The 23,575-nt window shown below is 66.8% G+C and carries 19 protein-coding genes; 10 read left to right on the top strand and 9 right to left on the bottom strand.

Going from position 1 to position 23,575, the window contains the following annotated elements; genetic code table 11:
* Together PV768_RS18250 and nboR are read left to right on the top strand one after the other, a co-directional pair.
* Window positions 1–1,521 (top strand): transketolase-like TK C-terminal-containing protein (locus tag PV768_RS18250; RefSeq protein WP_421093773.1); only part of this gene is annotated, 1,521 nt, incomplete at its 5' end.
* A 24-nt stretch (window positions 1,522–1,545) separates the two neighbouring features.
* A complete protein-coding gene (gene nboR / locus PV768_RS18255) occupies window positions 1,546–2,175 on the top strand; it encodes a nicotine blue oxidoreductase (RefSeq protein ID WP_421093774.1) in 630 nt (209 codons plus the stop codon).
* A gap of 2 nt (window positions 2,176–2,177) precedes the next feature.
* On the opposite strand, the gene PV768_RS18260 is transcribed toward nboR, so the two are convergent.
* The 7 genes from PV768_RS18260 to PV768_RS18290 form a co-directional block, all read right to left on the bottom strand.
* Window positions 2,178–2,843, bottom strand: a complete 666-nt coding sequence (locus tag PV768_RS18260; protein WP_421093775.1) for a uracil-DNA glycosylase — start codon at window positions 2,841–2,843, stop codon at window positions 2,178–2,180.
* 36 nt (window positions 2,844–2,879) lie between these two features.
* Window positions 2,880–3,860, bottom strand: a complete 981-nt coding sequence (locus PV768_RS18265; protein ID WP_421093776.1) for an aldo/keto reductase — start codon at window positions 3,858–3,860, stop codon at window positions 2,880–2,882.
* A gap of 64 nt (window positions 3,861–3,924) precedes the next feature.
* Complete coding sequence (locus PV768_RS18270) at window positions 3,925–6,756, bottom strand: molybdopterin-dependent oxidoreductase (RefSeq protein ID WP_421093777.1); 2,832 nt, start codon at window positions 6,754–6,756, stop codon at window positions 3,925–3,927.
* A gap of 2 nt (window positions 6,757–6,758) precedes the next feature.
* Complete coding sequence (locus PV768_RS18275) at window positions 6,759–7,709, bottom strand: FAD binding domain-containing protein (RefSeq protein WP_421093778.1); 951 nt, start codon at window positions 7,707–7,709, stop codon at window positions 6,759–6,761.
* The gene (locus PV768_RS18280; protein ID WP_421093779.1) at window positions 7,700–8,932 is read right to left on the bottom strand and encodes an XdhC family protein; all 1,233 of its coding nucleotides are present in this window, start codon (window positions 8,930–8,932) and stop codon (window positions 7,700–7,702) included. The genes PV768_RS18275 and PV768_RS18280 overlap by 10 nt, the downstream gene beginning before the upstream one ends.
* 162 nt (window positions 8,933–9,094) lie before the next feature.
* Window positions 9,095–10,615, bottom strand: a complete 1,521-nt coding sequence (locus PV768_RS18285) for an NCS2 family permease (RefSeq protein WP_421093780.1) — start codon at window positions 10,613–10,615, stop codon at window positions 9,095–9,097.
* Window positions 10,616–10,624: 9 nt separating this feature from the next.
* Window positions 10,625–11,119 (bottom strand): nucleoside deaminase, encoded by a 495-nt coding sequence (locus tag PV768_RS18290; protein WP_157241061.1) that lies wholly within the window; start codon window positions 11,117–11,119, stop codon window positions 10,625–10,627.
* Window positions 11,120–11,525: 406 nt separating this feature from the next.
* Here PV768_RS18290 and PV768_RS18295 point away from each other — a divergent pair, with 406 nt between their 5' ends.
* Window positions 11,526–12,890: an 8-oxoguanine deaminase gene (locus tag PV768_RS18295; RefSeq protein WP_421093781.1), complete on the top strand. Its 1,365-nt coding sequence runs from the start codon at window positions 11,526–11,528 to the stop codon at window positions 12,888–12,890.
* Between the two features lie 15 nt (window positions 12,891–12,905).
* Here PV768_RS18295 and PV768_RS18300 read toward each other — a convergent pair whose 3' ends face one another.
* Window positions 12,906–13,091: a hypothetical protein gene (locus tag PV768_RS18300; protein WP_157241056.1), complete on the bottom strand. Its 186-nt coding sequence runs from the start codon at window positions 13,089–13,091 to the stop codon at window positions 12,906–12,908.
* Between the two features lie 352 nt (window positions 13,092–13,443).
* Here PV768_RS18300 and pucL point away from each other — a divergent pair, with 352 nt between their 5' ends.
* Complete coding sequence (pucL, locus tag PV768_RS18305) at window positions 13,444–14,352, top strand: factor-independent urate hydroxylase (RefSeq protein ID WP_157241054.1); 909 nt, start codon at window positions 13,444–13,446, stop codon at window positions 14,350–14,352.
* 181 nt (window positions 14,353–14,533) lie between these two features.
* Window positions 14,534–16,045 (top strand): nucleobase:cation symporter-2 family protein, encoded by a 1,512-nt coding sequence (locus PV768_RS18310; protein ID WP_231754858.1) that lies wholly within the window; start codon window positions 14,534–14,536, stop codon window positions 16,043–16,045.
* A 103-nt stretch (window positions 16,046–16,148) separates the two neighbouring features.
* Here PV768_RS18310 and PV768_RS18315 read toward each other — a convergent pair whose 3' ends face one another.
* The gene (locus tag PV768_RS18315) at window positions 16,149–16,904 is read right to left on the bottom strand and encodes an IclR family transcriptional regulator (RefSeq protein ID WP_321214417.1); all 756 of its coding nucleotides are present in this window, start codon (window positions 16,902–16,904) and stop codon (window positions 16,149–16,151) included.
* Window positions 16,905–17,125: 221 nt separating this feature from the next.
* Between PV768_RS18315 and PV768_RS18320 the strand changes: the two genes are divergently transcribed.
* The 5 genes from PV768_RS18320 (at window position 17,126) to PV768_RS18340 (ending at window position 23,557) form a co-directional block, all read left to right on the top strand.
* Window positions 17,126–18,571 carry an NAD-dependent malic enzyme gene (locus tag PV768_RS18320; RefSeq protein WP_157241050.1) on the top strand — a complete coding sequence of 482 codons (1,446 nt, stop codon included), beginning with the start codon at window positions 17,126–17,128 and terminating at the stop codon, window positions 18,569–18,571.
* 37 nt (window positions 18,572–18,608) lie between these two features.
* Window positions 18,609–20,207 carry a malate synthase A gene (aceB, locus tag PV768_RS18325; RefSeq protein WP_421093782.1) on the top strand — a complete coding sequence of 533 codons (1,599 nt, stop codon included), beginning with the start codon at window positions 18,609–18,611 and terminating at the stop codon, window positions 20,205–20,207.
* Window positions 20,208–20,210: 3 nt separating this feature from the next.
* Window positions 20,211–21,488 (top strand): DUF6986 family protein, encoded by a 1,278-nt coding sequence (locus tag PV768_RS18330; RefSeq protein WP_421093783.1) that lies wholly within the window; start codon window positions 20,211–20,213, stop codon window positions 21,486–21,488.
* A 17-nt stretch (window positions 21,489–21,505) separates the two neighbouring features.
* Window positions 21,506–22,318 carry a bifunctional allantoicase/(S)-ureidoglycine aminohydrolase gene (locus PV768_RS18335; protein ID WP_157241044.1) on the top strand — a complete coding sequence of 271 codons (813 nt, stop codon included), beginning with the start codon at window positions 21,506–21,508 and terminating at the stop codon, window positions 22,316–22,318.
* Between the two features lie 87 nt (window positions 22,319–22,405).
* Entirely contained in the window at window positions 22,406–23,557 is a 1,152-nt protein-coding gene (locus PV768_RS18340) for a serine hydrolase domain-containing protein (RefSeq protein ID WP_421093784.1), read from the top strand.
* The last annotated feature ends 18 nt before the right edge of the window (window positions 23,558–23,575 follow it).

Below are 23,575 nucleotides of genomic sequence, written 5' to 3' on the forward strand. Positions count from 1 at the left end.
GGCCGCAACGCGACCCACCAGATGAAGAAACTCACCCTGGATGACCTGAAGAAATTCCGCGACCACCTGCGGATCCCCATCACCGATGCGCAACTGGAAGCGGATCCCTATTCCCCGCCGTACTTCCACCCCGGGCATGATGCACCGGAGATCGTGTACCTCCATGAACGACGGAAGGCGCTGGGCGGCGCCGTCCCTGAACGCCGGTCCTCCCATGATGGAGTTGCGCTGCCGGATCCCAAGACGTTTGACGTTGCCAAACGCGGCTCGGGCAAACAGCAGGCCGCCACCACCATGGCCTTTGTCAGGCTCCTGAAAGACCTCATCCGGGACAGGAACTTCGGGCACAGGATTGTGCCCATCGTCCCGGACGAATCGAGGACGTTCGGCATGGACGCGTTCTTCCCCACGGCCAAGATCTACAACCCGGGCGGCCAGAACTACCTCTCCGTGGACCGCGACCTGGTCCTGGCGTACAAGGAATCCGCCCAGGGCCAGCTGATCCACCCCGGCATCAACGAAGCCGGCGCCGTCGCAGCCTTCACCGCCGCCGGCACCGCCTACGCCACCCACGGCGTGCCCCTGGTCCCGGTCTACGTGTTCTACTCCATGTTCGGCTTCCAGCGCACGGGCGACGCCTTCTGGGCCGCAGCCGACCAGATGACCCGCGGCTTCATCATCGGCGCCACCGCAGGACGGACCACCCTCACCGGCGAAGGCCTCCAGCACGCCGACGGCCACTCCCCCCTGCTCGCCTCCACCAACCCCGCCGTCGTCACCTACGACCCCGCCTACGGCTACGAAATGGGCCACATCATCCGCGACGGCATCGAACGCATGTACGGGCGGGCCGCAAGCGGCGAAGGAACCGGAGCTGCATCCGATCAAAACCTGATGTACTACCTCACCGTCTACAATGAGCCGATTACCCAGCCCGCCGAGCCTGAGAACCTCGACGTCAACGGTGTATTGAAAGGCATCTACCGGGTATCGGCGTCGGACCTTGCAGGACCGAAGGCCCAGATCCTCGCCTCCGGCGTCTCCGTCCCCTGGGCCCTCGAAGCCCAGCGGATCCTCGCCGAAGACTGGTCAGTCTCCGCCGACGTCTGGTCCGTGACCTCCTGGAACGAACTGCGCCGCGACGGCCTCGCCGCCGAAGAGGAAGCCTTCCTCAACCCCGGCGAACCCGCCCGGATCCCGTTTGTGGCCCAGCAATTGGCTGATGCGCAAGGCCCGGTCGTTGCGGTCTCGGACTACATGAAAGCCGTCCCCGACCAGATCCGCCAGTTCCTCCCGAACCAGTTCGCCTCGCTCGGCGCGGACGGTTTCGGCTTCTCCGACACCCGCGCCGCAGCCCGCCGCCACTTCAAGAACGACACCCACTCCATCGTGGTGAAGACGCTGCAAATGCTCGCGGCGAGGGGCGAGGTCGAGGAGGGGGCGCCGTCGTACGCCATGGACCGCTACAAACTCCTGGACGTCAGCGCCGGAACCACCGGAGGGGCCGGCGGCGACGCCTGAGACAACAAGAGCTAGGGTGTGGCTATGCGGAACACGGAGGCGGCGGGCACCACCGGCGTTGTGCTCGCGGCCGGCGGCGGCGCCAGGCTGGGACGCGGTCCCAAGGCGCTGCTCCCCTACCGTGGCCGGCCCCTGGTGGAAGCGGTCGCTGAAGCGCTGCTCGACGGAGGCTGCCGCGAGGTTGTGGTGGTGCTCGGCGCGGGTGCCCACGAAGTCCTGGCCGCCGCCAGGCTGGACGGCTGCCGCACGGTGGTGAACCATGAATGGCAGTCAGGGATGGGGAGTTCCCTGCTGCTGGGCAACGCCGCCGCCGATCCCCGGGACCACCTGATGATTGCCCTCGTGGACCAGCCCGGCCTGTCTTCCCTGGCGGTGGCGCGGCTGCTTGCGTCCCACCGTCCGGGCCGGGTCACCGCAGCGGCGTACGACGACGGCGCTGCCGCAGCGCAGGGTGGGGACGGCGGGCTCCGCCGCGGCCACCCCCTGGTGATCGATGCCTCCCTGCGCCAGGCCGTGGCTGCAACCGTGACGGGCGATGCCGGGGCGCGCGCTTTCCTGCGTAACCACCCGGAACTGGTGGACGAGGTGGATTGCAGTGATCTCTCCAGCGGCCTGGATGTTGATACGCCGGAGCAGCTCTACCTGCTGGACTAGCCCTACGTGCTGGGCTGGCTGGTGATGCTTCCGGCCAGGAGCAACTCCTCCAGGCCGCGCTTGAAGCCCGAGCGTCCGCCGTGGGCCGGATGCCGGACCTTGGGCGCATCCATTCCGCTGGCCAGCAGGCTTCGGTGCGCGACGTTTCCCACGGCCACCACGGTTTGGATGGCGAACAGTTCCGCCAGCTCCTGCCAAAACAGAGTTCCCAGCCGGGCTTCGGCAGCCGTTGGCGTCCGGTTGGACTGCGGCTTCCCCGGAACATGGGTATGCCAAGGGCACGCGCTCCACAGCAGGGGAAGGAACTGCAGCTCCGCCAGGACGCCCCACATCACCGTTGCGGTGGGCTCGGCCGCAACATCCGCCGCCTCCGGCGGCAATGAGTAGCCCTTGCCCGGCCCGAACAGGCCGAAGGAGTTGGCCGGCCCCTGGAACATGGTGCGGTTGGTGAAGGGGACACCGGTGATCCGCATTCCCCTGAAGCCCGGGGCTTCGCCCAACAGGAGCACCTTCGGCGAGCGGTCCCGCATCTCCTCCAGGTAAAGCTCCAGGTTGCGCCGGCGCACGGCGTTCTCCGGGACACTGTGGTCAAAGAAGTTGTTGCGTCCCGGAACCGTGGGCACGGCTGCGAGCCGTTCCACGAAGCCACCGGCGGAAGGCGCTTTCATCTGCAGTGTTCCCGGAACCCCCAGGAGTCCTGCACGCTACCAGCGCGGGTGGATGGCTTCGCGGAAGTAGTGGTCGTAAATCCAGCGGACCCCGGCGTCGAACTCTTCGCTGACGGCCACGGAAGCCGCGGCAGCGTTCGCCGCTGCCTGGTCCACGTTCCGCGCCCCGGGGATCACGGTGGTGACGCCGTCCTGCGCGGCAATCCAGGCGATGGCTGCCTGGGCCGTGGTTGCACCGGCAGGCACAAGCTGCTCGAACTCGGCCACGGCCTTCAGCCCCAGCTCATAGTCCACGCCGGAGAAGGTCTCGCCGACGTCGAAGGAGCCACCGTTGCGGTTGTAGTTCCTGTGATCGTTCTCCGCGAAGGTGGTTTCCTTGGTGTATTTGCCCGAGAGCAGCCCCGAAGCCAGCGGCACCCGGGCAATGATCCCGACGTTGGCAGCTTTCGCTGCGGGCAGGACTTCGTCGAGGGGCTTGAGCCGGAAGGCGTTCAGGATGATCTGGACGGAGGCGGTGCCCGGGTGCCGGATCGCTTCCAGCGCCTCATCCGTGCGCTCCACGCTCACGCCGTAGTTGCGGATGGCGCCCTCGGAGACCAGGGTGTCCAGCGCGTCGTACACCTCGGCGTTGCTGTACAAGGGCGTGGGCGGGCAGTGCAGCTGAACCAGGTCCAGGGTGTCCGTCCCCAGGTTCTTACGGGACCGGTCCACCCACTGGCGGAAGTTGGCCAGGGTGTAGTTCTCCGGCTGCTGGTCCACGCGGCGGCCCATCTTTGTGGCCACCGTGATATCCAGGCCGGGATTGTCAGCCAGGAACTTTCCGATGGCCTGCTCGCTCTTGCCGTCACCGTAGACGTCGGCGGTGTCGAAGAAGTTCACCCCTGCTTCCGCGGAGGCTGCCAGGACGGCCTGCGCCTGTGCCGGGTCAACGTTGCCCCAGTCAGCGCCAAGCTGCCAGGTTCCCAGCCCGACGATGGAGACGTTCCGTCCGGTCTTGCCTAAAATCCGCTGTTCCATCCCTCGACTATAGGCCGAGGCTGCGCAGCCACCGGAATTTTACGGCACCCGCCACGCCGGATCCTCAGATGGCCGAGCGCTGCAGGTTGGGCACCAGCCCCGCTTCCTTCAGGCCCAGGTAGATTTTGTCGCGCGCAATGGGCAATGAGGTAAAGCGCACCCCGGTGGCGTTGCGGATTGCGTTGGCCAGCGCCGGTGCAACCGGGTTGAACGGGCTCTCGCTCATGGATTTTGCCCCCAGCGGCCCCAGTTTGTCGTTCGTGTCGGCAAAGTACACCTCACTGCGGGGAACGTCGGCAAAGGTGGGGATGTGGTACTGCCGGAGTATGTCCGTGGTGACCCGGCCGGCGTCGTCAACCACCACCTCCTCATACAGCGCGGCACCCAAGGCCTGGGCAATCCCGCCTTCGATCTGGCCGCGGCACTGGCGCGGATTAACCACCACGCCGGCGTCCGCGGCCTGCACGCTCTGCAGGATTTTCAGCTCTCCCGTGCCGCGGTTCACCGCAACGCGGAAGCCGTGCACGTTGAACGCCACGGAACGCGGCGTCCCGCCCCAGCGTCCCTCCGCCGCGAGTTCGACGCCGGCGTCAGCGGCCGCCTGTGCCAGTTCGGCCAGCGGCACGGACGTTCCGTCAATGACCACCGAGCTTCCGGCGAGGACGCAGGCCGAGGCCTGGGTCTGGCGGATGCCGGCCGCGAAGGCGCGGATCCGGACGGCGAGTTCCTCCGCGGCGGCGAGCGTTGCCTTGCCGGCCACCACGGTTCCGGCCGAGCCGAAGGCGCCGGTATCGTGCTCAACGAGGTCGGTATCGGACTGCCGCACCACCACCCTGGCGGCCTCCGTGGACAGCGCCGTGGCGGCCAGCTGGGCGTGGACGGTGGTGGTGCCATTGCCGAACTCGGCGGTTCCGACGTCGGCCTGGTACGTCCCGTCCGGCAGGAGCCGGAGCCGGGAGTGGGCAAAGTGGCCGCGCGGGGGCACGGTGTCGATCATGGAGAGCGCCGTGCCCTCGCCGGTGAGCCAGTCCGGGCCCAGTTCGTCGAGGCCGGCGGCGCGATAGCGTTCCCGGCCCCGGGCCAGGGCTTCGCGGACCAGGCTCAGGCACTGGTCCAGGCCGTAGCTGCCGTAATGGACGTCCTCCTCGGGCTCCGGCTGGGTGGACAGCATCCGGTCGCCTTCGCGCACCATGTTCCGGCGGCGGAACTCTAACGGGTCCATGCCGATGCCGGCTGCGAGCTCGTCCATGGCCGACTCGATGGCGAAGATCATCTGGCTCAGCCCGTAGCCGCGGAACGCCCCGGCCGGGACCGTGTGGGTGTACACCGCATGGGCGTCCACTTTTTTGTTGGCGCAGTTGTAGACGCTCAGGGATTCGCCGCAGCCGTGGAACATCACGCCGGGTCCGTGGTTGCCGTAGGCGCCCGTGTTGGTCAGGACGTCCAGTTCCAGGGCGGTGAGCCGTCCGTCATTGCTGGTGCCGGCCTTGAGCTTGATGGTGAACGGATGACGGGTGGTGGTGGCCGTGAACTGCTCGGTCCTGGTCAGTTCCAGCTGGACCGGCCTGCCCAGTTTCAGGGCTGCGAGGGCCACGATGTCCTCGGTGAGGACTTCCTGTTTTCCGCCGAACCCGCCGCCTACGCGGCCGGCCACCACGTGCACCTGCTCCTCCGGGAGCCCGAAGACCCGGCACAGCGTCCGCCAGACCAGGAACGGGACCTGGCTGGACGTGCGGACCTGCAGCCTCCCGTCGCCGTCCACTGATGCGATGGCCGCATGGGTTTCCAGTGCCACGTGCTGGACCCGCTGGGTGCGGTAGGTCTGTTCATGGATGAAGTCCGCGGCGGCGAAGCCCTCGGCCACGCTCCCCAGTTCGGAGTGCAGCTCGGCCACCACATTGCGGTCGGGCCGGGAAATGCGCGCCACAGTTCCATCCTTGTCCCCGTGCACCAGGGGCGCACCCGGCTGCAGTGCATCCCGGGGTGAGAAGACTGCAGGGAGTTCCTGGTACTCCACCTCCAGTGCGCGGACCCCGGCCTCTGCGGCGGCCACCGTTTCGGCCACCACCGCGGCAACCCGCTGGCCCCGGAAGCGCAGCACGTCATCCAGCACGCGGGTATCGTCCGGGTCATCGGTGAACAGTTCGTGCTGGGCAGTGGAGAACAGCTGTTCCGGTGCGTCCTTGTGCGTGAAGACGGCCACCACGCCCGGTACCTTCAACGCCTGTCCAGTGTTGATGGAGCGCACCCGGGCATGCGCGTGCGGCGAGCGCAGGAGCTTGAGGTGGAGCAGTCCCTGCAACTGGTCCGCGGGAACGTCCAGCGTGTAGCGGGCGGTGCCGGTCACCACGGCGCGGCTGGCGGGTGCCGGAACGTCGTCACCCAGCTGTCCCGGCTCGGGATCCGGCTGCCCCTCCCCCGCAATTCCGGAGCCCTGTCCCTTGGGATCGGGGTGGCCGGCGTGTCCGCAGACGGCGTCGGAAATGGCCCGGTATCCGGTGCAGCGGCAGAGGTTGCCCTTGAGGTTGCGGGGCAGGTTGTCCTTCTGTTCGTCGTTGAACGCAGCGGCAGTCATCACCATGCCGGCCGTGCAGAACCCGCACTGGAAACCCTGGCGCTCCATGAACTGCTGCTGGACGGGGTGGAGGTCTGCACCGTCGCCGGCAGTGGACGCCAGTCCCTCGATGGTGGTGACGGCGTGGCCTTCGGCCCTCACGGCCGGGTAGATGCAGCTGTGCACCGGGGTGCCGTCCACGTGCACGGTGCAGGCACCGCAGTCTCCGCCGTCGCAGCCCTTCTTCACGCCGAGGCTGCCCTGCTCCCGCAGGAAGGTCCGCAGGCACTGCCCGGGGCGCGGTGCTGTCCCGGCCGGCGTTCCGTTGATCTCGATGGCCATGTTCAGGCCCCTTCCTGCCGTGCGTGAAGTCCCTGTGGGTGAAGTCCCTGTGCGTGATGTTCGTGGCCGGAGGTTGGCCAGAAGTCGCCGGAAACCCGGAGACCGGGCGCTCCCTCCGGGGCGGCGAGCTCGGCGCGGATCTCCTCGGCCAGGCGGTACGTCATGTCCCGGCGCCAGGCCGGCAGTCCGTGGATGTCGTCGTGGTAAAGGCCGGCGGGGATCGCCTCGTCGAGTGCCCCCGCCAGCGCGTCCGGCTCCGGCAGGGCGTCGAAGCGGAGCTGGACGGGCCGTTTGGTGGCGGCGGTGACGGTGAGGACAAAGGAGGCGCCGCCGTCGAGCCTCCCGATCAGCAGCACCCCCGACCTGCCGAGGTTGCTCAGGGAGAGCCGGCGGAACGCCACCCGGGCGGCGAGGGCCGATGCCGGAAGGCGGACGCTGCGCAGGAGCTCGCCGGGTGCCAGGCAGTTCCTTGCGTCGCCCGTGACGAAGTCGGCCACCGGAACGGTGCGGCTGGTGCCGCCCGGGCCGAGGATGGTGGCCGTTCCGTCCAGCGCGGCGCAGAGCGAGATCATGGGGCCGGCGGGCAGGGACGTGCACAGGTTGCCGCCCACGGTGGACATGTTCCACACCTTGAAGGAGGCCACGAAGGAATCGCAGCAGGGGCGGACCAGGTCAAGGGCGGGCCAGGTCCGGCCGATCGCTGCGGGTGCGGCCGGAAGTTCATACAGTTCGGCGATGGTGCAGGTGGCAGCGAGCTCGATGCCTCCGTCAGTGACCGTCACCGGGGCCCAGCCGGAGCTTCCCAGGTCCAGGAGGCGCGTCAGCGGCCGGGGGCCGAACGCCAGGCTGCCGTAGGAGAACAGCACGGTGCCGCCGGCCAGCCACGCGTCGCCGTCGCGCCATTCCGCGGGGTCGGTGGTGGGGACCACCGCCTCGATGGTGTTCATGTCCATGCGATCTCCTGTTGCAAAAGGTCTGTAGGGGCCGGCGCCTTGGCTGGTGCGGGTGCTGACGGCGTGGCGGTCCGGTGGATGGGGCCGGAGGTCTCCCTCAACGGCTGATGTGACGCCGCCGGATTGCGGGCGGCGATGATTTCGGCGAGGACGGAGACCGCCACCTCGGCGGGGGTCACTGCTCCGATGTCCAGGCCGAGCGGTGAGTGGAGCTGGGCGATCCGCTCCGGGCGCACTCCCCGGTCCAGGAGGGAATCGACCCGTTGGGCGTGGCTGCGCCGGGACCCGAGTGCTCCGATGAAGGCCACTCTGAGGCCAAGTGCGGTTTCGAGCAGCGGGATGTCGAACTTAGGGTCGTGGGTGAGGACGCAGATCACGGTCCGGGAATCCACGCGGCCCGTGGCGGCCTCTGCTGCGAGGTACTGGTGCGGCCAGGCTGTGACCACCTGGTCCGCCGCCGCGAACCGTGACTGGGAGGCAAAGGCCGGGCGGGCATCCACCAGGGTGACTAGGTAGCCGAGCGGTTTGGCGGCCGGCAGCAGCGCTGCGCTGAAGTCATTGGCACCGAAGACCAGCAGGCGCGGCGGCGCAAGCCTGGACTCCACGAGCACGGCGGCTCCCCCCGGGCACAGGCCTGCCCCGCCCAGGTCCAGCACGCCGGTGGCGCCGCTGCGCAGGAAGGACCCCAGCCGGGCGGCCGGCGCCAGGCCTGTGCCTTGGCTGCCCTCGAGCAGCGCGGCCAGCCCCGGATGCCCGGTCACACCGGGGGAACCAGGATCAGGAAGAACGACGGCGCTGCTGCCGCCGCCAGCGCGGCCGTCCAGCCTGCGGACCAGAGCCACCGGCTCATCCGGTCTGTAGGCAGCCAGCTGCCGCACCGCCTCGCCCAGGGGACACGTGCGGTCCAGGTTAGCCGGCTCGATGTACACATCCAGCTCTCCGCCGCAAGTGAGCCCGGCAGCGAAGGCGTCGTCTGAGCTGAAGCCGAACGTCTCAAGCCGCGTGGCGCCGTCGTCCATTGCTTCCAGCGCTGCCGCCACGACGGCGCCTTCGACGCAGCCTCCGGAGAGGCTGCCCAGGACCGCGCCGTCCGCGGACACCAGCATGGAGGTGCCCACGGGCCGGGGGACGGAACCGCTGGCGCGCACGATGGTGGCCACGGCGAAGGGCTGTCCGGCCAGGGCCGGCGCCCAGGTGCCCAGTGACGGGATCAGGTCAAGCATGGCGGCACTCCTTCTTCCGCGCTGCGGTGGTGTCCATATTGTCGTTGCTGCGGGCTGGTTCGGAAAGCATGTGGTCCTGGAAGCGTGTGGGTCGGAAAATGCGCTGCCGTTCCGGACATCCGCTCCCCGGGTCGCGGGGGCGGATGTCCGGAACCGGTGCGCTCAGGCGCCCAGCAGCAGGTTGATGGGCCCGCGGGCGAAGTACACGAGGAACCCTGCGCTGACCACCCACATGAGCGGATGGACCTTCCTGGCCTTGCCGGACGCGGCCCCGATAACGGCCCAGCTGATGAAGCCCACGCCGATGCCATTGGCGATCGAGTAGCTCAGCGGCATGGTGACAATGGTGAGGAAGGCAGGCAGGGCCACGCTGAACTTGCTGAACTTGATCTCGCGGATCTGCGCCATCATCATTGCGCCCACCACCACCAGTGCGGCGGCGGCCACTTCGAGCGGAACCACGCTGGTGAGCGGGGTCAGGAACATCGAGCCCAGGAACAGGACGCCGGTCACCACCGACGCCAGGCCTGTGCGGGCGCCTTCACCGATGCCGGCGGCGGAGTCGATGTACACCGTGTTGGACGAGCCGGAGGTTGCCCCGCCGGCCACGGCGCCGAAGCCTTCCACGATGAAGGCGGATTTCAGCCGCGGGAACGTTCCGTCCTTGTGGGCGACGCCGGCGCTCTTGGCCAGGCCGGTCATGGTGCCCATGGCGTCGAAAAAGTTGGTGAACACCAGGGTGAACACCAGCATGGTGGCTGCCAGGGCTCCGATCCGGCCGAAGGCGCCGAACAGGTCAAAGTGTCCCACCAGGCCAAGATCCGGTGCCGAGACCAGCTGGCCGGAGAGGACCGGGGTGTTCAGGTGCCACCCGCCGGGGTTGGTTTCGGTGGCCGGGCCGATCTTCATGGCTGCCTCGACGACGGCGGCCAGGAAAGTGGTGCCCACGATGCCGATCAGCAGCCCGCCCTGGACCTTGCGTGCCACCAGGATGCCCATGGCCAGCAAACCGATGATGAACACCAGGGTGGGAACCGACGTGATGGAGCCGCCGTTGCCCAGCTGGACGGGGGGTCCGCCGCCCGACGCCTTGACAAAGCCGGAGTCCACGAACCCGATGAAGGCGATGAACAGGCCGATGCCCACCGTGATGGCGGCTTTCAGTTCCTTGGGCACGGCCCGGAAGATGGCGGTGCGGGCACCGGTGATTCCGAACAGGACGATCAGGATGCCGTTGATCACCACCAGGCCCATGGCCTCGGCCCACGTGACTTCCTGGATGACGGAAACGGCCAGGAACGAATTGATGCCCAGCCCGGCGGCAAGGCCGAAGGGCAGGTTGGCGACCAGCCCGAAGAGGATGGTCATGACGCCGGCGGTGAGCCCGGTGACGGCGCCCACCTGCGCTGCGGACAGCCAGCCCCCGGCGACGTCGGTAGGTGCATTGTCCGCGCTGAATCCTCCCAGGATCAGCGGGTTGAGGATGACGATGTACGCCATGGTGAAGAAGGTGACCAGGCCGCCGCGGAATTCCCGCGCAAGCGTGGAGCCGCGCCGGGTGATCTGGAAGAACCGGTCAAGGAAGGAGCCCGGCGCCGGGGGCTTGGGAGTGCTGTTCGCCGGACGTGGGATGCGGGTGCTTGGAGCCGAATGCTCCTCGTGGGAATTGTCCAGGATGGTCATCCCGGCCGCCTAGTAGTCGATCCTGGTTTCGAGTGCGTTCCAGGTGTTGAACGGTTCCAGCGGGGCCGGGGCCTCCGGATCGTCCAGCACCAGCTTCGAGACCGGCATCAGGGAGTTCCGGTCCTTGTTGTCGAAGTACTCGTAGAAAACGGCGTCGTCGAAGCCGACGGACGCGGCGTCATGCCGGTCGGCGGCGAAGATGACCCGGTCCACCCGGGCCCAGAGCGCGGAGGCCAGGCACATGGGGCATGGCTCGCAGCTGGTGTAAAGGGCGGCGCCGCTAAGGTCGAAGGTGCCCAGTTCGCGGCAGGCCGTGCGGATCGCGGTGACCTCGGCGTGGGCGGTGGGATCGTTGTCCGCGGTGACGCGGTTGACGCCGTCGAACGTGCGGCCGTCCGCCGTGACGATCATGGCTCCGAAGGGGCCCCCGCTGTTCAGGACGTTGGCCGTAGCCAACCTGATGGATCTGGCCAGGAACTGTTCGGCCGTGACGGTAGTACTCATGATGCGACTTCCTTTTGCCGGGAAGCCTGATGCCGCTTGCAGGACCAGTAGAACCAGGTGCGACGGTTACCAGGCTTCAGCATGTGCTGTGAAGGTTAAGTTGCGCCTGGTAGATAGCTTCCCGGGGACCGGGTGCCCGCCTTTGGCAGAATCGAGATTAGCACCGGATTGTGGTCCGCGCCATAGTTTTCTGGAAATTTAATTTCGCAATGTGAAATCCATGTTTCGGAGGTTTCACGTTCTCCGGTCACAATCCGCCGGCGTTGACGCACCGCTCGGCCGCCTCTAGCCTAGGTCCCAGCCGAGCCCCGGCCGGGCACCGCCCGCCTTCGCGGGCGCGGCCGCCTGGATCAGCAGACAGGGCCCCACTGAGCTGGCATATCGACCGCGCTCAGGAAGGTCAGCCATGACGCCAGCCACCGCACCCGCCCGCCTCTGGATCCGGAACCCGCAAGCGGCGTTTACCGCCAACCAGCTCGACGCCTCAGGCGGAGTGGTGGTAGGCGGCGGGAAGATCGAGGAGGTTCTCACGGCGGGGCAAGGGCCCGCCGAACCGTGCTCCGCAATCTTCGACGCGCGGAACCACGTACTGCTTCCAGGCCTGGTCAACACGCACCACCACTTCTACCAGAACCTCACGCGCGCCTGGGGCCCGGCTGCGAACGCCCCCCTCTTTCCCTGGCTGCAGAACCTGTACCCGGTATGGGCCAGGCTCACCCCGCGGGACCTTGAGCTCGCCACCACGGCGGCGTTGGCGGAGCTGCTGCTTTCCGGCTGCACCACGGCGGCCGACCACCACTACCTCTTCACCGCGGGCCTTGAGGATGCCATCGATATCCAGGTGGACGCGGTACGCCGGCTGGGAATGCGCGCAACCCTCACGCGCGGGTCCATGACCTTGGGATCGGACGACGGCGGCCTGCCGCCGCAGGCGACAGTGCAGGCGGCTGAGGTGGTCCTGGCCGACAGCGAGCGCCTGGTTGGCTCGTACCACGAGCGCGGCGAGGACGCGGTGATCCAGATTGCCCTGGCGCCCTGCTCGCCGTTTTCGGTCACGAACGAGCTCATGGCCGAAAGCTCCGCGCTCGCCGAACGGCTGGATGTCCGGCTTCACACCCACCTGGCGGAGACCCTGGACGAGGAGGACTTCTGCCGGGAAACGTTCGGACTCCGGACCGTTGACTACCTGGAAAGCGTTGGCTGGCTGACGGACCGCACCTGGCTGGGGCACGGCATCCACTTCAGCGACGGGGAGATCGCCAGGCTGGGTGCCGCGGGCACCGCCGTCGCGCACTGCCCCACGTCGAACATGCGCCTGGCATCGGGGACCGCGAGGGTCCTGGAACTGGAGGATGCGGGAGTTCCCGTGGGGCTGGGAGTGGACGGCTCGGCGTCGAACGATGCCTCCAACATGATCCTGGAAGCGCGGCAGGCGCTTTATTTGCAGCGGCTGCGGTACGGGGCGCATGTCCCGGTGGAGCGCGCGCTCGGCTGGGCCACGCGCGGTTCGGCAGCCGTCCTGGGCCGGACCGGATTAGGCCAGCTGGCTCCGGGAATGCAGGCGGACCTGGCACTTTTCCGGCTGGACAGCCTGCGCTTCTCCGGCAGCCACGATCCAGTGGCCGCCTTGCTGCTGTGCGGTGCAGACCGGGCGGACCGGGTCATGGTGGGCGGACAGTGGCGCGTGGTGGACGGGCAGATCCCGGACCTCGATATTGCCGGCCTTATTGCGGAGCACTCCGCTGCTGCCCGCCGGCTGGTGAAGGGGTAGCCCGGCCCGGGCCCGCTAAGCGCGCCGTCCGAACCCCGGGAGCGCATGGATCCAGCGTGAGATAGGCCCGGGAACGTGCTCCCGGTCAGGCGGGAGGTAGAAGTCCGGGTCGGTGCCGCCGCCGAGGGGGAGGTAGAACTCCTGGACTGAGGGTGCCGCCGTGGGTGCCGGTGAGACCGGCGTGCTGTCCTGCTGGTACATCTGATCCTCCTTCGAGGGCTTGGGGTAGTTCCACAAAATGGAAAACAACTTTTGCTATGTGGAATATCTTAGGATGCCGTCGGCAGCTTCGTCAATGGTCCGGAGGTGGCCCGGTCACAAAATGAATTTTCGGCTTGTGATGTACACCACCGGCTTCCGCGGGTACGCTGGATGTTAATTCGTGGCGCATGTCACGTAACCTGGGAGCAGCAGGCAGGGTTGTTAATGAGCTGGCATCAATGGATGCCGGCTCTTTTTTGTTGGGTCGGCACCACCGGAAACGCGCTTGAAATGCGCGCTTAATTTCAGTGACGGAACCTAGGTTCCACTTACCGGAAGTTGGGAACAGACCATGAGCAGCAAGATCATCCTCGGCGACAACCAGTACGGAAAGGCCGAGGTCCGGGTCGTCAAGATCACCCGCGATACCGACCGCCACGAAATCGAAGACCTCAACGTCACCTCGCAGCTGCGGGGGGATTTCACGGCCGCCCACCTCGAAGGCGACAACGCCCGCGTGGTGCCCACTGACACCCAGAAGAACACCGTGTACGCCTTCGCCCGTGAAGGCATCGGCTCCCCCGAAGCGTTCCTGCTTCGCCTCGGTGAGCACTTCACCTCCAGTTTCGACTGGGTGGCCGGAGGCCGCTGGGAGGCCGAGTCCTACAGCTGGAACCGGATCCAGGCCCACGGCACCGAACACGACCATTCCTTCGTGCGTAATGGCCAGGAAGTCCGCACTGCAGTCGTGGTGCGCGATGGCGCCACCACGCACCTGATTTCCGGGCTCAAGGACCTGACCGTCCTCAAGTCGACCGAATCCGGCTTCGTGGGCTACCCGAAGGACAAGTACACCACCCTGCAGGAGACCACCGACCGCATCCTGGCGACCGATGTCTCTGCCCGCTGGCGTTTCAAGACCGGCACCGATTTCAGCACGCTGGACTTCAACAAGAGCTACGACGACGTCAAGGGCCTCCTGCTCGAAGGCTTCACGGAAAAGTACTCCCACGCCCTCCAGCAGACACTCTTCGACATGGGCACCAAAGTGCTGGAAGCACACAGCGAGATCGACGAGATCAAGTTCTCCATGCCGAACAAGCACCACTTCCTGGTGGACCTCTCGCCGTTCGGCCTGGACAACCCCAACGAGGTCTTCTTCGCGGCCGACCGTCCCTACGGCCTGATCGAGGCCACGGTCCAGCGCGAGGACGCCACCCCTGCGGACATCGCCTGGTCGGGCATCGCCGGGTTCTGCTGAACCGCAGCGCCGTCAACCCATCCGGGCCCGGGGTTTCTTTCCATTGGTCATCCCATGGCGCTTCTAAGCGCCCGTGACCTGGGCGGCAGCTCCGGGCCCACGCCCCTAGCCTTTCAGCCACACCGTTAGCCAGACAACGTTAGCCAGACGAAGACGTCTGCCATGAACCAGAAAGTCTGCCATGAACATCAAGAACCCCCTCAAAGCCGACGCCAAACAGCGCCTGAAACGCGCCACCTCCACCAGGCCCGAGGATGAACGGCTCTCAATCGGGAGCAGCTTCGCCTACGGTTTCCAGCATGTCCTGACCATGTATGGCGGCATCATTGCCGTTCCCCTGATTGTCGGCCAGGCCGCAGGCCTTTCACCTGCCGATATCGGCATCCTGATCGCAGCGGCCCTATTCATGGGCGGCCTGGCCACCCTCCTGCAGACCATCGGCATCCCTTTCTTCGGATCCCAGCTTCCCCTGGTGCAGGGCGTTTCCTTTGCGAGCGTGGCCACCATGGTCGCGATAGTCAGCGGTGGAGGCGGGCTGCCCGCCGTCTTCGGCGCGGTCATGGTCTCGGCGGCCATCGGCCTCTTGATCGCCCCGATCTTTTCCAAGATCGTCAGGTTCTTCCCCCCGGTGGTGACCGGCACCGTCATCACCACCATCGGCCTGACCCTGATGCCCGTCGCTGCAAACTGGGCCATGGGCGGCAACCGAAAGGCCGAAAACTACGGCAGCATGGCGAACATCGGCCTCGCCGCCGCCACTTTGGCCCTGGTGCTGCTCCTGAGCAAGGTCGGCAGCGCCACTATTTCACGCCTGTCGATCCTTCTGGCGATGGTCGTGGGCACGGCCATCGCCGCGGCCACCGGAATGGCGGACTTCTCCAAGGTGGGCCAGGGGCCGATTGTCGCCTTTCCGACTCCCTTCCACCTCGGCGCCCCCACGTTCGAGATTGCGGCGATCATCTCCATGCTCATTGTTGTGCTGGTGATCCTGACCGAAACCATGGCTGACATCCTTGCCGTTGGCGAAATCGTGGGAACCCGGACCGACTCCAAGCGCATCGCCGCAGGACTGCGGGCCGACATGGGCTCCAGCCTCATCGCACCGGTGTTTGGTTCCTTTACGCAGAGCGCCTTCGCCCAAAACGTGGGCCTCGTGGCAGTCACAAAGATCAAGAGCCGCTATGTCGTGGCAGCCGGAGGCGTGATCCTGGTCCTGCTCGGCCTGCTCCCGGTCATGGGCCGCGTCGTGGCCGCCGTCCCCACCGCCGTCCTGGGCGGCGCGGGAATCGTACTCTTCGGCACGGTCGCCGCCAGCGGCATCAGGACCCTTGCGAAGGTCGAATACAAGAACAACATGAACCTGATCATCGTGGCCGCGTCCATCGGGTTCGGCATGATTCCGATCGCCGCGCCGACGTTCTATGACAAGTTCCCTTCCTGGTTCGGGACCATCTTCCACTCCGGCATCAGCTCGGCAGCGGTCATGGCGATCCTGCTGAACCTCCTCTTCAACCACCTCAAAGCCGGCAACTCGGAGAACCAGTCGGTATTCGTGGCGGGGACGGGCCGCGTGGTGCGGGAGGAAGACCTCAAGTGCCTGGCGGAAGGCGACCGTTTCGAGGGCGGCAAGCTCATCGACTGTGAAGGCAAGGAAGTGAAGGTCGAGTCGTCCGAGAAAGCGTCGGAGCACTAGGGGCAAACGCGAAATGGCAGTTCACGGCAGTGTTCCCCAGGAACATTGCTGCGAACTGCCATTCCGGCGGTTAAGCACGACGGCGGCTTGCCGCTTTGGTGCCTCAGGTGCGGTTCAGCTCACGGGAGATGGCCTCGGCCGCCTCCCGGAGGACGGGTACGGCCTTGTCGGCGAAGTGCTCGTCCACGCGGGATACCGGGCCGGAAACAGAGATTGCCGCTGGAGTGGGCGCATTCGGTACCGCCATGGCGAAGCACCGTACACCCAGTTCCTGCTCCTCCTCGTCAATGGAGTAGCCACGCTCCCGGATGAGCTTGAGGTCGGCCAGGAGTTCGTCCACGTCACCGATGCTCTTGGGGGTTGGGGTGGGCATGCCGGCGCGGGTCACGATGCCGCGGACCACCTCGTCATCCAGCTGGGCAAGGATCGCCTTCCCGACGCCGGTGGCGTGGGTATGGGCGCGCCGGCCCACTTCCGTGAACATACGCATCGAATGCAGCGAGGGAACCTGTGCCACGTAGATCACCATGTCCGAGTCCAGTACCGCCATATTGGAGGTCTCCCCCAGCCGGTCCACCAGCGTTTTAAGCTGCGGACGCGCCACTGCGCCCAACTGCTTGTTGGCCCCCTCGCCCAGGCGGATCAGCCGGGGCCCCAGCGCGTAGCGCCGGTTCGGCAGCTGCCGGATGTAGCCAAGGGACACCAGCGTCCGCAGCAGGCGGTGGATGGTGGGCAGGGGAAGGTCCGTTGACGCGGACAGTTCGCTGAGCGTGACGTCGCCGCCGGCGTCCGTGATGAGCTCGAGCAGTTCGAAGACACGCTCCACTGACTGCACGCCGCCCGACGCTTTTTCTGCCATTCCGTTGTCTCCTACGGTTCGGAATCCGACAACTCTTATCCGCATCGTGAAAAGAGTTGCTTGGAACACCCAACATACAGCACGCCGGTTCACTCCGCGATGAGCCTTGGCCGGTCATATATGCGGAGCTTGTATTTCCATCTTGCAGATAATAATATCCATAATACGAAAACATTTGATTGAGTAGATGCCCGTTCCCGGGCCCAACAGGAGGACATTCAATGGCGAACCCCAGCCCCGGAAATTCGATCACCCTGCGCGTGGAAGCGCCGTCCAGCTTCAGCGCCACCAGCGAGCTCGCAGCAGCCGTCGGCGCGGCAGGCGCCGCCATCACCGCCCTGGACGTCAGCGAATCCCACCATGAAACCCTGGTCGTGGACGTCACCTGCAACACCACCGACGACGAACACGCAGCCCGCGTCAAGGATGCCCTCAACGCGCTCGACGGCGTCAGGGTCCAGCACGTCTCGGACCGCACCTTCCTCATGCACCTGGGCGGCAAGCTCGAAGTCGTCCCCAAGGTAGCCCTCCGCAACCGCGACGACCTCTCCCGCGCCTACACTCCCGGCGTCGCCCGCGTCTGCCTCGCCATCGCCGAGGACCCCGCAGCGGCCCGTAACCTCACTGTCAAGCGGAACACCATCGCCGTCCTTACCGACGGTTCGGCCGTCCTGGGCCTCGGCAACATCGGCCCGGCCGCCGCCCTTCCGGTGATGGAAGGCAAGGCCGCGCTTTTCAAGCAGTTCGCCAACGTGGACGCCTGGCCCGTCTGCCTGGACACCCAGGACACCGAGGAAATCATCATGATCGCCAAGGCAATGGCCCCGGTCTATGGCGGCATCAACCTGGAGGACATCGCCGCCCCGCGCTGCTTCGAAATCGAGAACCGGCTCCGCGAGGAACTGGACATCCCGGTGTTCCACGACGACCAGCACGGCACCGCCATCGTCACCCTCGCCGCCCTGGTCAACGCCCTGCGCGTGGTGGGCAAGAAGCTGGACGAGGTGAAGATCGTGGTCTCGGGTGTGGGCGCCGCGGGCTCGGCAATCATCCAGCTCCTCAAGGCACAGGGCGCGCAGCACATCGTCGCCGCCGGCCGCTCCGGTGCCATCCACTCGGGTGAAACGTACGGGGACGAGCACCGCAGCTGGATCGCCTCGAACACCAACGAAGAAGGCTTCGCCGGAACCCTGCACGAAGCACTCGTGGGCGCGGACGTGTTCATCGGCGTCAGCGCCCCGCACGTGATCGGCGAGGAACAGGTGGCCGCCATGGCGGAGAAGGCCATCGTGTTTGCCATGGCCAACCCGACGCCGGAAATCGACCCTGTCGTTGCTTCGAAGCACGCCGCCGTCGTAGCCACCGGCCGCAGCGACTTCCCCAACCAGATCAACAACGTCCTGGCCTTCCCGGGCTTCTTCCGGGGCCTGCTCGACGCCGGAGCCTCGGACATCACCCCGGAGATGCTGGTGGCGGCCGCGGAGGCCATCGCCAACCGGGTTGCTGACGACGAGCTGAATGCCAGCTACATTATCCCCAGCGTCTTCGATCCCCATGTCGCCGCTGATGTCGCAACAGCCGTTGCCGCCGCAGCCCACGCCGCCAACGTGGCAAACGCAGCTGTTCCGGAAACCGCGGCTCCCGTTGCCGCCCTGGCCGGCGCCTGATTCACCGCCCGACTTCAGCACAAGGAAAGGACCAGAAATGGCCATCACTGTCACGGACCCCCGGCCCATCAACCGCGCGGAGGAAATCCTCACCCCCAAGGCACTGGCCTTCGTGGAGGAGCTCCACAACCGTTTCGCCGGCTTCCGCAACGAACTCCTGCAAGCCCGTGCCGCCAAGCGGCAGCGCGTGGCCGAAACCGGCAAACTGGACTTCCTGCCGGAAACCAAGGACGTGCGCGACGGCGACTGGAAGGTTGCGCCGGCACCGGCAGCTTTGCAGGACCGCCGGGTTGAGATGACCGGGCCCGCCTCGCCGGCAAAGATGGCCATTAATGCCCTTAACTCGGGCGCGAAGGTATGGCTTGCGGACCTCGAAGATGCCAGCACCCCCACGTGGGGCAACGTCATCGATGCCATCCTGAACCTCCGCGACGCCGCCCAGGGCACCCTCAGCTACACCTCGGAGGAAGGCAAGGAGTACAGGCTCCGTACGGACGCGCCCCTCGCCGTCGTGGTGGCCCGCCCCCGCGGCTGGCACATGCAGGAAAAGCACCTGCTGCTCGACGGCGAACCCGCCGTGGGCGCCCTGGTGGACTTCGGCCTGCACTTCTTCCACATCGCCAAGCAGCTGGTGCTCAACGGTCAGGGACCGTACTACTACCTGCCCAAGATGGAAAGCCACCTCGAGGCCCGGCTGTGGAACGACGTTTTTGTCTTCGCCCAGGACTACCTGGGGCTGCCCCAGGGCACCGTCCGCGCCACCGTGCTGATCGAGACCATCCCGGCCGCCTTCGAGATGGACGAGATCCTGTATGAACTGAGGGACCACGCGTCCGGCCTGAACGCCGGCCGCTGGGACTACCTGTTCAGCATCATCAAGTACTTCAGGGACGCCGGCGAGGAGTTTGTACTCCCGGACCGCGCCAGCGTTGCCATGACCGCGCCGTTCATGCGCGCCTACACCGAACTGCTGGTCAAGACCTGCCACAAGCGCGGCGCCTTCGCCATGGGCGGCATGGCGGCAGTCATCCCCAACCGCCGCCACCCGGAGGTCACGGAGGCTGCGTTTGCAAAGGTCCGGGCGGACAAGACCCGCGAGGCGAACGACGGCTTCGACGGCTCCTGGGTGGCGCACCCGGACCTTGTTCCCACCTGCCGGGAAGTCTTCGACTCCGTGCTCGGTGACAGGCCCAACCAGCTGGACAAGCAGCGCCCGGAGGTCAACGTCACGGCCGGGCAGTTGCTGGACGTTTCCTCCGCCGACGGGCAGGTCACCGAAGCCGGGCTCCGCCTGAACCTGTACGTGGCCATCGCCTACACGGCGGTATGGCTGTCCGGGAACGGCGCCGTGGCCATCCATAACCTGATGGAGGACGCCGCCACCGCGGAAATCTCCCGTTCCCAGGTGTGGCAGCAGATCCGCAACAAGTCGGTCCTCGCGGACACCGGCAACACCGTCACCCGCGAACTCGTGGAGCGAATCCTGGGCGAGGAAACCGAGCGGCTGCGTATCGAATTCGGCGACGAAGCCTTCCGCCGCTACTACAAGCCGGCCAGCGAACTGATCGGGGAAATCTGCCTCTCTGAGGACTACACGGACTTCCTCACCATCCCGGCCTACGAACTGGTGGGCTGAGGCATGGCAGCATCACCCGTGCCGTCGCTGTCCGCCGGAGACCTGGCCGACATTGACCGGCAACTGGCCGCCACGGACCGGCTGCTGGAGCAGAACTACCCGGGCGACGACGGCTCACGCCAGCCCGTCCACACGGTGTACGTCCCTGCGGACCGGTTCACGCCGTCGTTCGCTGCCGAGTGGGGCGCCGAAGCACTGGCTGCGGCCAAGGCCCACGGCGGCTTCGAAAGGCTGGGGTCGCTCCTGGGCCAGGACACCGCACTTGCGGAGGCCGTTGCCCCGCGCGTGCAAGCCAAGCTCTCCAGCGAGCCCATCGAGGACCTGCGCCTCGATTTTGAGGACGGCTTCGGGGACAGGGGCGAGGACGCCGAGGACACCGCCGCTGTTGCCGCGGCTTCCGCCGTGGCCGCCGCAGTCGCGGCCGGGTCTGCTCCGCCGTTCATCGGCATCCGGTTCAAGTGCTTCGAGGCGGCCACCCGCTCCCGCGGGCTGCGGACCCTGGACCTGTTTGTCTCCGCCCTGGCCTCCGCCGGGGAACTCCCCGAAGGGCTGGTCCTGACCCTGCCCAAGGTGACCACCGTGGCCCAGGTCAAGGCTATGGACTACGCCGTCTCCCGGCTGGAGGACGTGCACTCCCTCCCGGCCGGACGGCTCCGTTTCGAGGTGCAGGTGGAAACACCGCAGCTCATCCTGGGGCCGGACGGAACGTCGCCCGTAGCGCAGCTCCCGCATGCTGTCCCGGGCCGGATCAGCGGCCTGCACTACGGCACGTACGACTACTCGGCGTCACTGCAGATCTCCGCCGAATACCAGTCCATGGAGCACCCCGTGGCGGACTTCGCCAAGGAGGTCATGCAGCTGGCGGTGGCCGGCACCGGCATCCGGCTCTCCGACGGATCCACGAACATCATCCCGGTGGGCGACAACGTGGAAAACGCCTGGCAGCTGCACGGCAGGCTGGTCAGGCGTTCACTTGAACGCGGCTACTACCAGGGCTGGGACCTGCACCCGGCACAGCTCCCCAGCCGCTTCGCCGCCACCTATGCCTTCTACCGGCAGGGACTGCCCGCAGCCGCGGCCCGGCTGCGGAACTACGTTGAGCAGACCGCAGGCGGCGTCATGGATGAACCCGCCACCGCCCGGGCACTGGCCGCCTTCGTCCTCCGCGGCGTCCAGTGCGGCGCAGTCGGTGCAGATGAAGTCCAGGCGCTTGCCGGCGTCGGACTTCCGCAGCTCACTGCCCTGGCCCACCCGCGTCTCGCCACCACTTCCAACTCCTAGGTAAGGACCTTCACTTCATGGGCAAGTACTACTCCCCCGCCGGCGGACTGCCGCCGCAGACCCACCTGACCACCGAACGGGCCATCGTCACCGAGGCCTACACGGTGATCCCCAAGGGCGTGATGACGGACATCGTCACGTCCAACCTCCCGGGCTTTTCCAACACCCGCTCCTGGATCATCGCGCGGCCCATTTCCGGTTTCGCCACCACTTTCTCGCAGCTGATCGTGGAAATCGCCCCGGGCGGCGGTGCTCCCAAGGCAGAGTTCGAGGCCGGCGTCGAAGGCGTCATTTTCGTGACCCGCGGCAGGCTCAACCTCAGGCTCAACGGCGAACTGCACCAAATGGAGGAAGGCGGCTACGCCTACCTGGCCGCCGGTGCTGAGTGGGGCCTGGAGAACGTTTCGGACGACGTCGTGTCCTTCCACTGGATCCGCAAGGCCTACGAACGCCTTGAGGGCTACGAAGCCAAGTCCTTCGTCACCAACGAAAAGGACGTGGAGCCCACGTCCATGCCGGACACCAACGACGTCTGGAAGACCACCCGTTTCACGGACTCCAACGACCTCGCCCATGACATGCAGGTGAACATCGTGACGTTCCAGCCCGGCGGCGTCATCCCGTTCCCCGAAACCCACGTCATGGAGCACGGCCTTTACGTCCTGGAGGGCAAGGCCATGTACCTGTTGAACAATGACTGGGTGGAGGTGGAGGCCGGGGACTTCATGTGGCTGCGCGCGTTCTGCCCCCAGGCCTGCTACGCCGGCGGTCCGGGCGAGTTCCGCTACCTGCTCTACAAGGACATGAACCGCCAGGTGCGCCTCACCTGATCCCCCTCCCAACTAGGTAGCGCCAAGTGTCGTTTTGAGGCTCCAAAACGACACTTGGCGCTACTTAGTTGGAGGAAAATTGGTGGCATGGGCACAAGCCGGGGCCGCGGGTCGAAGCGGGTCGCGGCTGTCCTGTGCGCAGCCCTGCTGGCAGCGTCCCTGCCCGGCTGTACCGGGGAGCCGCAACCTCCGGAGCCTGAGCCGGACAAGCCTGCCGCCTTCGCCCTCCTGGAGGACTTCAGTGCCCGGATGCTCGCGGAAGGCGCTCCCGCAGTCCTGGTCTCCGTCCGGACCCGGGGCACCACCTGGACGCACGCCGCCGGCGTGCGGAGCCTGGAAACGGGCGAGCCGGCCACGGTTTCCGATCCTGTCCGCGTAGGCGGCATCACTGAATCCTTCATCGCGGTTTCGGTAATGAAGCTGGCGGCGGAAGGGAAGCTTGACCTGGACGCCGAAGTAAACCGCTACCTGCCCGAGTTCGGCAGCGTCCTCCGTCCACCCGGCCCTGTGACTGTCCGCCAGCTTTTGACGCACGAATCAGGACTCCCCGACTTCTCGGTCCCCCTGCTGGCGTCCGGCAATTGGGCGGACACCATGAACCGGCCGCTCAGCCTTGAACAGCAACTGGCCCTGGCCGCCACCTTGCCGTGGGACGGCCGGCTGGCACGGATCTTCGACTATTCCCGCTCGAACTATGCAGCCCTGGCACTGATTGTCGAGCGGCTCCGCGGCGACACTATCGAGCAGGTCCTCGCCGATGACACGGCCAGGCCCCTGGGCCTGGCGAAAACCCGGCTTGGCGGCTCCCCGCCCCTGGGAATGATCCACGGCTACGTCGCCCTTGAAGGCAGGCGCACGGACGTCAGCATGCCGGCTTGGCAGGCGGAGTCCCCTTCAACCGGGGCCGTGTCCACCGTGGAGGAAGTGAACAGTTTCTACGCCGCGCTGCTGGAGGGCAGGCTGCTTCCTCCGGACAGCGTGACGGCCATGAAGGGCGGCTACTCGCAGTACTACGGTTTTGCCCTGCGCCGCTGGAACAACACCTGCAACAACCGGTTCTACTATGGCCTTCCCGGTGATACCGACGGCTACGGCACGGTTGCCATGACCAGCGAGGACGGCCGGAGCCAGCTGGCGCTGGCGGTCGCCTACCCTCCCGCACCGCCCACCCTCGAACTCAACCCGCTGATCCTTGAGATGCAGGACGTGGCCCAGGAAGCCCTCAACACGCTGTGCTGAGGGCTTCGTGACGGGGTT

Source organism: Pseudarthrobacter sp. CC4, assembly GCF_048957775.1.
Lineage (GTDB): Bacteria > Actinomycetota > Actinomycetes > Actinomycetales > Micrococcaceae > Arthrobacter.

Bases quoted from the DNA above. Each gene is read 5' to 3' on its own strand.
- PV768_RS18335 (WP_157241044.1), top strand. From the start codon at position 21,506: ATGGGCAAGTACTACTCCCCCGCCGGCGGACTGCCGCCGCAGACCCAC.
- PV768_RS18330 (WP_421093783.1), top strand. From the start codon at position 20,211: ATGGCAGCATCACCCGTGCCGTCGCTGTCCGCCGGAGACCTGGCCGAC.
- PV768_RS18320 (WP_157241050.1), top strand. From the start codon at position 17,126: ATGGCGAACCCCAGCCCCGGAAATTCGATCACCCTGCGCGTGGAAGCG.
- PV768_RS18285 (WP_421093780.1), bottom strand. From the start codon at position 10,615: ATGACCATCCTGGACAATTCCCACGAGGAGCATTCGGCTCCAAGCACC.
- PV768_RS18280 (WP_421093779.1), bottom strand. From the start codon at position 8,932: ATGCTTGACCTGATCCCGTCACTGGGCACCTGGGCGCCGGCCCTGGCC.
- PV768_RS18310 (WP_231754858.1), top strand. From the start codon at position 14,534: ATGAACATCAAGAACCCCCTCAAAGCCGACGCCAAACAGCGCCTGAAA.
- nboR (WP_421093774.1), top strand. From the start codon at position 1,546: ATGCGGAACACGGAGGCGGCGGGCACCACCGGCGTTGTGCTCGCGGCC.
- PV768_RS18315 (WP_321214417.1), bottom strand. From the start codon at position 16,904: ATGGCAGAAAAAGCGTCGGGCGGCGTGCAGTCAGTGGAGCGTGTCTTC.
- PV768_RS18300 (WP_157241056.1), bottom strand. From the start codon at position 13,091: ATGTACCAGCAGGACAGCACGCCGGTCTCACCGGCACCCACGGCGGCA.
- PV768_RS18340 (WP_421093784.1), top strand. From the start codon at position 22,406: ATGGGCACAAGCCGGGGCCGCGGGTCGAAGCGGGTCGCGGCTGTCCTG.
- PV768_RS18270 (WP_421093777.1), bottom strand. From the start codon at position 6,756: ATGGCCATCGAGATCAACGGAACGCCGGCCGGGACAGCACCGCGCCCC.
- aceB (WP_421093782.1), top strand. From the start codon at position 18,609: ATGGCCATCACTGTCACGGACCCCCGGCCCATCAACCGCGCGGAGGAA.
- PV768_RS18295 (WP_421093781.1), top strand. From the start codon at position 11,526: ATGACGCCAGCCACCGCACCCGCCCGCCTCTGGATCCGGAACCCGCAA.
- PV768_RS18265 (WP_421093776.1), bottom strand. From the start codon at position 3,860: ATGGAACAGCGGATTTTAGGCAAGACCGGACGGAACGTCTCCATCGTC.
- pucL (WP_157241054.1), top strand. From the start codon at position 13,444: ATGAGCAGCAAGATCATCCTCGGCGACAACCAGTACGGAAAGGCCGAG.
- PV768_RS18275 (WP_421093778.1), bottom strand. From the start codon at position 7,709: ATGGACATGAACACCATCGAGGCGGTGGTCCCCACCACCGACCCCGCG.
- PV768_RS18260 (WP_421093775.1), bottom strand. From the start codon at position 2,843: ATGAAAGCGCCTTCCGCCGGTGGCTTCGTGGAACGGCTCGCAGCCGTG.
- PV768_RS18290 (WP_157241061.1), bottom strand. From the start codon at position 11,119: ATGAGTACTACCGTCACGGCCGAACAGTTCCTGGCCAGATCCATCAGG.